Genomic DNA, 13,882 nt, shown 5'->3' with positions numbered 1-13,882 from the left:
ATAACAGTAACAATTTTTTATATATTTAATATAACAGTTTAATAGAATCAATTGATTAACATATTGAATACAATATAGAAACATTGAACTTGTAGAAGCAATGATATGAAAATAAATATTTTACTATTGATACTTATATTTAGGGTGACAACTGTATCCTATATCAATGATAAAAAAGGATTTAAAGAGAAAAACTATTGAAGAATACCCAAACAATCCACAGAGCTACCTGACCGGATACTTTATTGAATAAGAGGCTGGTAATACCAGCCTCATTAATCATTATCAAATTAATTTATATTAACGATGTTTCCTTAACTCCTAATGCATTAATTATTTCTTTGCGAATAACAGAAGTACATTCAAGAATGTTATTATGATGGTGATTTTTCAATAATATAACTTCTAATGGGGTGGTTGCCCATTGAGAAATATTATTATCAGTCACTTTTATGATTGATTCAGCCAGCTTTACTTGCGAGACATCATTATAATCAGGATTGATTTCACCTGCTTTGAATAGTGTAATGTTTGTATGTTTTAATATTCCACTTAAGTCACAATCAGCGGTTTTGTATTCAAATGGTGCAGCCTTCAATACTTTATTGATATAGGTTTCACTGGCACCCATTTCCTGTAGTTTATCAGCGAGTAATAGATTCGAGTTTGATATATCGATGTTATTTCTAAGTATTTTAGTCTCAGCGTTGTTAATTACCGTATCTAATAAGAACAACTGGATTTTTTGTACGCCAATCTGTTCTAATTGATAGGCAATTTCCATCGCTAACTGTCCACCTAATGACCAGCCTAAGATCCGGATAGGTTGGTTAATAGAGATTTCCGTCAGAATTAACTGCATATAAATATTAGCTAATTCTTGTAATGAATCTATTTGGTTATCTGTACTGAGATTGTAATTATCGATACCAATACAGTTGTAGCTATCCGCTAATATATTTGCCAGAGGAGCATAGGATTCGCTACCGCCATTAGCGGGGTGAATCATAAATAGTTTATCCATTGCCATTGATTCTGGTGTTAGGAAATTAAGTAAACTGATTTTTTTATTATCCGTTACCAACCACTGGGATAATAAAGCAATGCACTTGCAGTTGAATAAAATATTTAACGGAATATCAATGGTCATTTTATGGCGTATTGCCGAAGTGAGTTTAATCGCCAGCAGAGAATTTCCTCCGATACGGAAGAAGTTATCTTCAATACCCACCCGCTCCAACGCTAAAATATCCTGCCAAATCGCACAAAGCTGATTTTCTAAGGCGTTACGGGGTGCAACATAGCTGTCTCTGTTACCGAAAACCGGTTCGGGCAAGGCTCTGCGGTTGACTTTACCGTTTAGTGTGAGCGGAATAGCTTCCATAAAAGTAAAACTGGCGGGCAGCATATAGTCCGGCAGACGATCAGATAAATACGTAAGCAGCATGTCATCGGAAACATCATCCTCGATAACCAGATACGCCGCCAAAACTTTATGCCCGCTATGCTCACGGTCAATCACGACTGCCTGTTTGACCTGCGGATGCGCCGCTAACGCATTCTCAATTTCCCCCAACTCAATACGGAAGCCGCGAACTTTAACCTGAGAGTCATTACGCCCCAGATAGTCGATATTACCGTCCGGCAAGTAGCGCCCCAGATCCCCCGTTTTATACATTCTTGCCTCTGGCACGGAAGAGAAAGGGTCAGGAAGGAAGCTTTCTGCTGTGAGTTTGGGCTGGTTCAGATAGCCTCGGGCAACACCGGCTCCGCCGATATAAAGTTCCCCGATGGCTCCCGGCGCTACCATCTGCTGAGCGGCATCAAGCAGGTAAATCCGGGTATTGGCGATAGGACGGCCAATCGGGATAGACTGCATGCCATCAATTGGCGCGGTGATCGCATAGGTCGTGGCAAATGTGGTGGATTCTGTGGGGCCATAGCCGTTAATTAAATGAGCAGGCGGATGGTCTGCCGACAACACCTGTTTTATTTTCTGCGGATTGAGGACATCGCCCCCGACCAGCAGGTAGCGAAGCTGCCCGAACACCGGTTGTAGCGTATCAAGGTATTCATTAAACAAACCGGCAGTTAACCATAATGCGGTCACTTTTCCCCTGATCAGTGCCTCACGGAAACCGGTGGGTTCGAGTACGACAGTATGAGGCACAATATGCAGACAACTGCCATTCAGTAAGGCTGACCAGATTTCCCACGTGGCGGCATCGAAAGCAGGGTTGGCGCAATGGGCAACGCAGTCATCCGGGCCGATATCCGCAAAACCATTATTGATAATCAGGCGCAGGATATTACGGTGCTCGACCATCACGCCTTTGGGTTGTCCGGTGGAGCCGGAGGTGTAAATCACGTAAGCCAGATGATTTGAAGTCAGCCCCAGCGCTTGTGTATCCGGATTGCTATCTGGCTGAGCCTCAAGGTGCAGAGCAGGGTTGTCGAGCAATACCGTGGGCACTGAGCAGGCCAGTTTATCTGCCAGTGTGGTTTGCGTCAGTAAGACCACCGGTGTTGCATCTTCCAGCATATAGGCCAATCGTTCGGCGGGGTAAGCCGGATCGAGAGGCAGATACGCGCCACCCGACTTGAGAATAGCCAGTATCCCGACCACCATATTCAAACTGCGTTCAAGGCAAATACCAACCCGATCATCCGGCCTGACGCCCAGTGCAATCAGATGATGGGCCAGCTGGTTGGCGCGCCGGTTGAGTTCGCCATAGCTGATGCTTTGGTGTTCAAAGGTGATTGCAGTCGCATCCGGGCGCTGAGCGGCTTGTGCTTCAAACAACTGTTGCAGGGTTTTATCCTGCGGATAAGGGGTATCTGTCTGATTCCAGATAGTTAATAGGGTATGACGTTCCTGTGCCGATAAAATATCAATACTGGATAACGGTTGTTGCTGGTCGGCGACAAACGCGCGCAATACCCGTTGGAAACTCTCCGCGATACGGGTGATGCTGGTATCGTTAAACAGGCTCACGGCGTAGTTCAGGCAACCGGTAATTGCCATTTTGCCATCGGACAAAAACAGGCTCAGGTCAAATTTGGCCGGGCTGTATAACGTTTCATCCAGTGCGACTGGGCTAAACGGCAGATTGCCGTCTGACGGATTTTCACCGAAAGCCTGCACACTGAACATCACCTGAAAGAGCGGATGACGGGCGGTATCCCGCTCAATGTTCAGTGCTTCAATCAGTTGCTCAAACGGCATATCCTGATGGGCTTTAGCACCGCTAACCAGTTTGTGTACCTGTGCAATCAACGCGGTCACGCCATCGGTGTGTTGTAGCTGTGCCCTTAACGCCAGTGAGTTAACAAACATGCCTAACAGGGGCAGCGTTTGCGCATGATGGCGGTTATCGGTCGGCGTGCCGATAACGATATCATCCTGTCCGGATAATTTTGCCAGCGTGACGTAAAACGCACTGAGCAGCACGGTATACAGGGTGGTTTCCTGCGTTCTTGCCAGCGTGCGTAGCTGTTCAGACAACTGGGCATCCAGCGCAAAGTGGACGTCCCGTCCCTGATAATTGACCTGTGCCGGCCGGGGGTGATCGGTGGGCAGGGCCAGCGATTCATAGCCTACCAGCGTGTGCTGCCAGTAAGCCAGTTGCTGTTCGCGGATATCCCCCTGTAAATAATCCCGTTGCCAGGCCGCGTAATCCCCGTAGGTGATATCCAGCGCAGGGAGCTGGATATCACGGCCTGCTTGCAGCGCGTGGTAAATCTCCGCCAGTTCCGCCATAAAGATATCGGTGGACCAGCCATCCATCGCGATATGGTGCCATAACAGCAAGAGATAATGGTTGTCTGCGACCTGATAATGCCGCAGGCGCAGGCTCGGTTCGGTGGTTAAATCAAAGGGGATGGCTATCTCGCTGCGGACGTTAGCCAGCAGCCTCTCTCTGTCGTCACAGGCCTGAGACGGGATCACGAAATGCGTCTCCAATGCCTGCTGATACATCTGATCGTGATCATCACTGCGATACACGGTGCTCAGCACGGCATGGCGTTCCGCTAATCGGTTAATGGCGGCTTCCAGCAAAGGCAGCGAAGTATCCTGAGTTAACTGAACCAGATACGGAATATGATAGACATCAGAGCCCTGCTCAAACTGCTCAATAAACAGCATGCGCTCCTGCGCAAATGATAAGGGATAGCGCGCTTGTGCCAGCGGTGGGATAACCGTACGAATTTGTGTGTCCATCTGCGTGGCTAACCCGGCGATGGTTTTTAATTCAAACAGTTGTGCCAGTGAAATATCCGTAGACAGGGTACGGCGAATGGCGGCAATCAATTTAATGGCGGTCAGGGAATTGCCGCCGATACGGAAGAAGTTATCGTCAATCCCGACCCGCTCCAGTGCTAACACATCCTGCCAAATCGCGCAAAGCTGGGTTTCCAGCACATTGCGGGGTGCGACATAGCTGTCTCTGTTACCGAAAACCGGTTCCGGCAAGGCTCTGCGGTTGACTTTACCGTTCAGTGTGAGCGGAATAGCCTCCATAAAGGTAAAGCTGGCAGGCAGCATATAGTCCGGCAGACGATCAGATAAGTGCGCAAGCAGCATGTCATCGGAAACAGCATCCTCAACAACCAGATAGGCAGCTAAAACTTTATGCCCGCTATGCTCACGGTCAATCACGATAACCTGTTTAACCTGAGGATGCGCCGCAAGGGCACTTTCAATTTCCCCCAGTTCAATACGGAAGCCGCGGATTTTGATCTGAAAATCATTGCGACCCAGATAGTCGATACTGCCGTCCGGCAAGTAGCGCCCCAGATCCCCCGTTTTATACATTTTTGCCTCTGACTCAGAGGAAAATGGATCGGCGAGGAATCGTTCAGTGGTCAGTTCCGGTTGGTTCAGATAACCTCGTGCCACACCCTCGCCACTGATATAAATTTCACCCGGTGCCCCCATCGGTACCGGTTGTTGATAGGCGTCAAGCAGGTAAATCCGGGTATTGGCGATAGGACGGCCAATCGGGATAGACTGCATGCCATCAACCGGCGCGGTGATTGCATAGGTCGTGGCAAACGTGGTGGACTCCGTTGGGCCATAGCCATTAAGCAGGTGAGCAGGCGGATGGTCTGCCGACAGCACCTGTTTTATTTTCTGCGGATTGAGGACATCCCCCCCGACCAGCAGGTAGCGGAGCTGCCCGAACACAGACTGTAATGTATCAAGGTATTCATTAAATAAACCGGCAGTTAACCATAATGCGGTTACTTTTCCCCTGATCAGTGCCTCACGAAAATCGGTGGGTTCGAGCACTACCGTCTGAGGCACAATATGCAGACAACTGCCATTTAACAGGGCCGACCAGATTTCCCAGGTGGCAGCATCAAAGGCGGGATTGGCACAATGGGCAACGCAGTCATCCGGGCCGATATCCGCAAAACCATTATTGATAATCAGACGCAGAATATTACGGTGCTCCACCATCACCCCTTTAGGTTTCCCCGTCGAGCCGGAGGTGTAAATCACGTAAGCCAGATGACGGGCAGTCAGCCCCAGTGCTTGTGTATTCGGATTGGTATCCGGTTGCGTGTCAAAGCCTCGCGTCGGGTTATCCAGCCACACGGTGGGGACTGACGAGGCCAGTTTATCCGCCTGTGCAGTTTGCGTCAGTAAGATCACCGGTGATGCATCATCCAGCATATAGGCCAATCGTTCCGCGGGATAATCCGGATCGAGGGGCAGATAAGCCCCGCCTGCCTTGAGAATAGCCAGTATCCCGACCACCATATCCATACTGCGTTCAAGGCAAATACCAACCCGATCATCCGGCCTGACGCCCAGTGCAATCAGATGATGGGCCAGCTGGTTGGCGCGCCGGTTGAGTTCACCATAGCTGATGCTTTGGTGTTCAAAGGTAATTGCAATCGCATCCGGGCGCTGAGCCGCCTGCGCTTCAAACAACTGGGGCAGGGTTTTATCCTTCGGATAAGGCGCATCCGTCTGGTTCCAGCGGTGCAATAAGGTATGGCGTTCCTGTGCCGATAAAATATCAATATTGGATAATGGTTGTTGCTGGTCGGCCACAAACGCGCGCAATACCCGTTGATAACTCTCTGCGATACGGGTGATGCTGGTGTCGTTAAACAGGCTCACGGCGTAGTTCAGGCAACCGGTAATTGCTGTTTTGCCATCGGACAAAAACAGGCTCAGGTCAAATTTGGCGGGGCTGTATAACGTTTCATCCAGTGCGATCGGGCTAAACGGCAGATTGCCGTCTGACGGATTTTCACCGAAAGCCTGCACGCTGAACATCACCTGAAAGAGCGGATGACGGGCGGTATCCCGCTCAATGTTCAGGGCTTCAATCAGTTGCTCAAACGGCATATCCTGATGGGCTTTGGCGCCGGTAATCAGTTTGTGTACCTGTGCAATCAGCGCGGTCACGCCATCGGTGTGTTGTAGCTGTGCCCTTAACGCCAGTGAGTTAACAAACATACCTAACAGGGGCAGCGTTTGCGCATGGTGGCGGTTATCGGTCGGCGTGCCGATAACGATATCGTCCTGTCCGGATAATTTTGCCAGCGTGACGTAAAACGCACTGAGCAGCACGGTATACAGGGTGGTTTCCTGCGTTTTTGCCAGTGTCCGTAGCTGTTCAGACAGTTGAGCATCCAGCGCAAAGTGGATGTCTCGTCCCTGATAATTGACCTGTGCCGGCCGGGGGTGATCGATGGGCAGGGCCAGCGATTCATAGCCCGCCAGCGTCTGTTGCCAGTAAGCCAGTTGTTGTTCGCGGATGTCCCCCTGCAAATAATCCCGTTGCCATGCCGCGTAATCGCCGTAGGTAATCTCTAACTCAGGGAGTGGGCTACCATGGCCTGCTTGCAGGGCGTGGTAGATCTCCGCCAGTTCCGCCATAAAGATATCGATGGACCAGCCATCCATCGCGATATGGTGCCATAACAGTAATAAGTAGTGACGGTCTGCGACCTGATAATGCCGCAGGCGCAGGCTCGGTTCGGTGGTTAAATCAAAAGAGATGGCTATCTCGCTGCGGACGTTAGCCAGTAACGTCGCCCTGTCGTCACAGGCCTGAGACGGGATCACGAAATGCGTCTCCAGTGCCTGCTGATACATCTGATCGTGATCATCACTGCGATACACGGTGCTCAGTACGGCATGACGTTCCGCTAATCGGTTAATGGCGGCTTCCAGCAAAGGCAGCGAAGTATCCTGAGTTAACTGAGCCAGATACGGGATATGGTAGACATCAGAGCCCTGCTCAAACTGCTCGATAAACAGCATCCGCTCCTGCGCAAATGATAAGGGATAGCGCGCTTGTGCCAGCGGCGGGATAACCGTGCGAATTTGTGTGTCCATCTGTGTGGCTAACCCGGCGATGGTTTTCAGTTCAAACAGTTGTGCCAGCGAAATATCCGTAGACAGGGTACGGCGAATGGCGGCAATCAGCTTAATGGCGGTCAGGGAATTGCCGCCGATACGGAAGAAATTATCGTCAATACCGACTCGCTCCAGCGCTAAAATATCCTGCCAAATAGCACAAAGCTGGGTTTCCAGTGCATTACGCGGCGCGACGTAATGTTCTTTGTGACCGAAAACCGGCTCCGGCAAGGCTCTGCGGTTGACTTTACCGTTTAGTGTGAGCGGAATAGCGTCCATAAAAGTAAAACTGGCCGGCAGCATATAGTCCGGCAGACGATCAGATAAGTGCGTAAGCAGCATGTCATCGGAGACAGCGTCCTCGATAACCAGATACGCCGCCAAAACTTTATGCCCGCTATGCTCACGGTCAATCACGACGGCCTGTTTGACCTGCGGATGCGCCGCTAACGCATTCTCAATTTCCCCCAGCTCAATACGGAAGCCGCGAACTTTAACCTGAGAGTCATTACGCCCCAGATAGTCGATATTGCCATCCGGCAGGTAGCGCCCCATATCCCCCGTTTTATACATTTTTGCCCCCGACGCTGAGGAATACGGGTCAGTGAGGAAACGTTCGGCGGTCAGTTCGGGCTGGTTCAGATAACCCCGTGCCACACCCTCGCCGCTGATATAAATTTCACCTGAAACGCCCATTGGTACAGGCTGTTGATGGGCGTCAAGCAGGTAAATCCGGGTATTGGCGATAGGGCGGCCAATCGGGATAGACTGTGTGACATCAACCGGAGCCGTGATCGCATAGGTCGTTGCAAACGTGGTGGATTCCGTCGGGCCATAGCCGTTAAGCAGGTGAGCAGGTGGCTGGTTTGCCGACAGCACCTGTTTTATCTTCTGCGGATTAAGAACATCCCCCCCGACCAGCAGGTAGCTGAGCTGCCCGAACACCGGTTGCAGCGTATCAAGGTATTCATTAAATAAACCGGCGGTTAACCATAATGCGGTCACTTTTCCTTTGCGCAGTGCCTCACGGAAATCGGTGGGTTCGAGTACTACGGCATGAGGCACAATATGCAGACAACTGCCATTCAGCAGGGCCGACCAGATTTCCCATGTGGCGGCATCGAAGGCAGGGTTGGCACAATGGGCAACGCAGTCATCCGGGCCGATATCCGCAAAGCCATTATTGATGATCAGACGCAGGACATTACGGTGCTCGACCATCACGCCTTTGGGTTGTCCGGTGGAGCCGGAAGTGTAAATCACGTAAGCCAGATGACGGGCAGTCAGCCCCAGTGCCTGTGCATCCGGATTAGTGTCTGGTTGCGTGTCAAAACCCTGAGCCGAGTTATCCAGCCACACGGTGGGGACTGACGAGGTCAGTTTATCTGCCAGTGAGGTTTGCGTCAGTAAGACCACCGGTGTTGCATCTTCCAGCATATAGCTCAATCGTTCGGTGGGATAAGCCGGATCGAGAGGCAGATATGCCCCGCTAGCCTTGAGAATAGCCAGTATCCCGACCACCATATCCAAACTGCGCTCAAGGCAAATGCCAACCCGATCATCCGGTCTGACGCCCAGAGCAATCAGATGATGGGCCAGCCGGTTGGCGCGGCGGTTGAGTTCGCCATAGCTGATGCTTTGGTGTTCGAAGGTAATTGCAATCGCATCCGGGCGCTGAGCCGCCTGTGCTTCAAACAACTGTGACAAGGTTTTATCCTGCGGATAAGGCGCATCTGTCTGGTTCCAGCGATGTAGCAGAGTATGACGTTCCTGTGCCGATAAAATATCAATGTTGGATAACGGTTGTTGCTGGTCGGCGACAAACGCGCGCAATACCCGTTGGTAACTCTCCGCGATACGGGTGATGCTGGTATCGTTAAACAGGCTCACGGCGTAGTTCAGGCAACCGGTAATCGCTGTTTTGCCATCGGACAAAAACAGGCTCAGGTCAAATTTGGCCGGGCTGTATAACGTTTCATCCAGTGCGACCGGGCTAAACGGCAGATTGCCGTCTGACGGATTTTCACCAAAAGTTTGTACACTGAACATCACCTGAAATAGCGGATGGCGGGCGGTATCCCGTTCAATATTTAGCGCATCCAGAAGTTGTTCAAACGGCATATCCTGATGGGCTTTGGCGTCGGTAACCAGTTTGTGTGTCTGCGTCATCAACGCGGCCACATTGTCAGTGTGTTGCAGTTGTACCCTTAAGGCCAGTGAGTTAACGAACATGCCTAACAGGGGTAGGGTTTGCGCGTGGTGACGGTTATCGGTCGGCGTGCCGATAACGATATCGTCCTGTCCGGATAATTTTGCCAGCGTGACGTAAAACGCACTGAGCAGCACGGTATACAGGGTGGTTTCCTGTGTTCTTGCCAGTGTCCGTAGTTGTTCAGACAACTGGGCATCCAGCGCAAAGTGGACATCCCGTCCCTGATAATTGACCTGTGCCGGCCGGGGATGATCGGTGGGCAGCGCCAGCGATTCATAGCCCGCCAGCGTCTGTTGCCAGTAAGTCAGTTGTTGCTCTCGGACGTCCCCCAGCAAATAATCCCGTTGCCAGGCCGCGTAATCGCCGTAGGTAATCTCTAACTCAGGGAGCTGACTGTCTCGGCCTGCTTGCAGCGCGTGGTAAACCTCCGCCAGTTCCGCCATAAAGATATCGGTGGACCAGCCATCCATCGCAATATGGTGCCATAACAGTAAGAGGTAGTGACTGTCTGTGACCTGATAATGCCGCAGGCGCAGGCTCGGTTCGGTGGCTAAATCAAAGGGGGTCGCGATTTCGCTGCTGACGTTAGCCAGTAACGTCGCCCTGTCGTCACAGGCCTGAGACGGGATCACGAAATGCGTCTCCAGTGCCTGCTGATACATCTGATCGTGATCATCACTGCGATACACGGTGCTCAGCACCGCATGACGTTCCGCTAATCGGTTAATGGCGGCTTCCAGTACAGGCAGGGAAGCCTCCTGAGCCAACTGAACCAGATACGGAATATGATAGACATCAGAACCCTGCTCAAACTGCTCGATAAACAGCATCCGCTCCTGCGCAAATGATAAGGGATAGCGCGCTTGTGCCAGCGGCGGGATAACCGTGCGAATTTGTGCGTCCATCTGTGTGGCTAACCCGGCGATGGTTTTCAGTTCAAACAGTTGTGCCAGTGAAATATCCGTAGACAGGGTACGGCGAATGGCGGCAATCAGCTTAATGGCGGTCAGGGAATTGCCGCCGATACGGAAGAAATTATCGTCAATCCCGACCCGCTCCAGCGCTAAAACATCCTGCCAGATAGCGCAAAGCTGAGTTTCCAACACATTGCGGGGTGCGACATAACTGTCTCTGTTACCGAAAACCGGCTCGGGCAAGGCTCTACGGTTGACTTTGCCGTTTGACGTTAGCGGAATAGCGTCGATAAAGGTAAAACTGGCCGGCAGCATATAATCCGGCAGCCGATCAGATAAGTGCGCCAGCAGCATTTCATCGGAGACTGCGTCCTCGGCAACCAGATACGCCGCCAGTACTTTATGACCCTGATGCTCACGATCAATCACGACCGCCTGTTTGATCTGTGAATAGGCCATCAGCGCACTTTCAATCTCGCCCAGCTCAATACGGAAGCCGCGAACTTTAACCTGAAAATCGTTGCGACCGAGATAGTCAATATTGCCATCGGGCAGCCAGCGACCCAAATCACCGGTTTTGTACATGCGTGTTCCCGGCTCGTTAGAGAACGGGCAGCTCAGGAAACGTTCAGCCGTTAATTCAGGGCGATTGAGATACCCGTGAGCAACGCCTTTTCCGGCAATATAAATTTCACCGGTGACTCCCCACGGTACCGGCTGACCATGCGGGTCAAGAATATAGATTTGCGTGTTGGCTATCGGGCGCCCGATCGGCGGTAACGTTGACCAGTGCTCAGTCTCTTTGTCCAGCGTGTATGACGTTACCACGTGACTTTCTGTCGGGCCGTAGTGATTATGTAACCGGCAGTGACGAGCACGTCGCAGTAGACGCTGAATGGCGGGGGTGATACGCAACTGTTCGCCGGCGGTAATAATATGCTTCAGGCAGGAAAGATCGTCTCCTTCACTCAGATTGACTGCCTCGGCAAAATGCTGGAGAGCAACATAAGGCAGAAAGAGCCGCTCAATCTGTTGTTGTTGAACCAGTTTAAGAAGCTGTTGGGGATCCCGGCGGAGGGAGTCATGAATCAGCACCAGACAGCTGCCTTCACACAGCGTGGTAAAGATTTCCTGAAACGCAACATCAAAGCCCAGTGCTGCAAATTGCAGGGTTTTACCGGCGGTCGTGGGGTGTTCAGGCGTATGGTGATGCCAGTGCAGCAGGTTTGATAACGAGGACTGCGGCATTTCCACCCCTTTGGGTAAGCCAGTGGAGCCGGAGGTGTAGATCACATAGGCCAGATGGTGAGATGCCAGTGCTTGTACATCCGGATTATGAACTGGCTGGTCGGTGAGATAAGCCGGCTGTTTATCGAGTAATACGGTATGACTGGCCGAGGGGAGAGCAGCCTCCAGAGCCTGTGCAAAAGTAGACTGGGTAAGTAGAGCCACGGGGGCCGAATCTCTAAGCATGTGAGCCAGTCGCTCGTCCGGAAGGGCGGGGTCGAGTGGTACATAAGCCCCGCCCGCTTTAAGAATGGCGAGTAAGCCCACCACCATCTCCGGGCTGCGTTCAACACAAATGGCAACACGCTCGTCAGGGCCTACCCCCAGCGTCATCAGATAGTGAGCCAGACGATTGGCGCGGCAGTTAAGTTCCCCATAGCTCAATACCTGTTCTTCAAATTCCACTGCAGTGGCATCAGGGTGTTGAGCCGCCTGCGCTTCAAACAACTGTGGCAGGGTTTTATCCTGCGGATAAGGCGCATCGGTCTGGTTCCACCTGTGCAGCAACGTATGACGCTCTTCCTCACTGAGACAGGTGATAGCGGTATGAGACTGTTCCGGATGATAGGCAACCTCGTGCAGAATACGTTCGAGTTGCCTCAGCAAGCGTAATGCCTGTTCATCAGTCAGCCAGTCTTTCCCATAATTAAATTTGATGACTAAACGGTTATCTTGCTCATACGCGATCAATGACAACGGATAATCCACTTTTTCTACTGCGCGGCGAAATGTCAGTGTCTGTTCGATGCCGGTCTGGTTCTCGTCTGCCACCGGAGCAGGGTAATTTTCAAACACTAGCAGGCTGTGAAATAACCGTTCTCCGTCAGATTGCAGGCTGGCGAGAGAAACGGCACTGTGGCTGTTGAGGTCGGCGATATTTTTCTGGATATGTTGTAAAACGGTGACGACGCTGTCGGTTTGTTTCCACTGCACCGCCAGAGGCAGTGTATTGATATAAAGACCGACACTGGATTCGATCCCTTCAACGGGGATATCCCGACCGGAGACGGTTGTGCCGACAATCGTCTGCTCATCAGCGGTGTAAATGTGTAACAGTTTATGCCAGGCAAATTGCAGCGCGACATTCAGCGTTATCCCGTGTATCCGGCAGGTGTTTTTAAGCTGCTCATAAGCGTTACCCTGCACAGTGAGTAGTTGTTCAGCCGGTTTCTCAATCGCTTTTATCTGGGTTAAGTCAACCCGGTGGCTTAGCAGCGCCGATAAATCATTAGTACCCTGCCATTGGGCCTTGCGCTCAGCCCAATAAATATCCGTATCGGCCTGATGATTGCGGTAATATTGCTGGGCGTTAAGATAAGCTTTATCTACAACGATTTCAGGCGTGTGGCCCTGTACGAGTGCGTTGTAATAGCCATGAACGGTTTGCAATAAAACCGGGTAACTCCAGCCATCAATGATGCTGTGGTGTAGGGTGATAACGACGGTAATTAATTGCTGACGTTGTTTAATCAGGGTAAAGCGTGCTAATCCGGGCTGACGTAAATCAAATGGCAGGGTGAGATCATGTTGTTGAAGCGTATCAATCGCCCTGTTTTTTTCTTCTTCTGATAATTCGGTAATGTCTTCGTATCTGAAATTTGTCGCATCAATACTGGCACCAGTTGTGACGATTTGTAATATTTCGCCTTCCCAGTCAAAAGCGGTTCTGAGGATCGGGAAACGGCGCGAAGCCAGTGTCCATGCTTGTTGGTAAGCGTCAACATCAATAGAGGTGTGGTAATCCAACAGCAGTTGTACGCGATAAGCATCATCCTGTGGCTGAGAAAGATAATGATAGACAAACCCTTGTTGCAAGCTGGTGGCAGGAAAAATAGCCTCAATTTTTTTGTTATTGGATGAAGTCGCAGGCACACGGGACGAATTTTCAAGGGAAATAAAACGCCTAAAGTCTTCTACTGAGAAGATATTTTTTTCATTTAAAAAATTAAGAATGTTTTCTTTTTTCTGTTTAACTTGATCAATAAGTTGATCAGGGGGAGTTCCCCCTGTGAATGTCAGTTTCAACTTATTTTCATAAACCCATACTGATGCCTGATTTTTGTTAAGTTCTTTAAATAGCGTCAACAT

General features: G+C 50.7%; 1 protein-coding gene. It reads right to left on the bottom strand.

Annotated features, from left to right (window positions below; genetic code table 11):
* Positions 1–295 precede the first annotated feature (295 nt).
* Positions 296–13,882: a non-ribosomal peptide synthetase gene (locus tag AACS90_RS05265; RefSeq protein WP_099121990.1), complete on the bottom strand. Its 13,587-nt coding sequence runs from the start codon at positions 13,880–13,882 to the stop codon at positions 296–298.

This window comes from Xenorhabdus sp. KK7.4 (assembly GCF_963876465.1).
Lineage (GTDB): Bacteria > Pseudomonadota > Gammaproteobacteria > Enterobacterales > Enterobacteriaceae > Xenorhabdus > Xenorhabdus stockiae.
The sequence above is the reverse complement of the archived record's forward strand: the minus strand, read 5'-3'. Positions and strand labels throughout refer to the sequence as shown.

Coding starts and splice junctions, on each gene's coding strand:
- AACS90_RS05265 (WP_099121990.1), bottom strand. CDS start 13,882: ATGTTGACGCTATTTAAAGAACTTAACAAAAATCAGGCATCAGTATGG.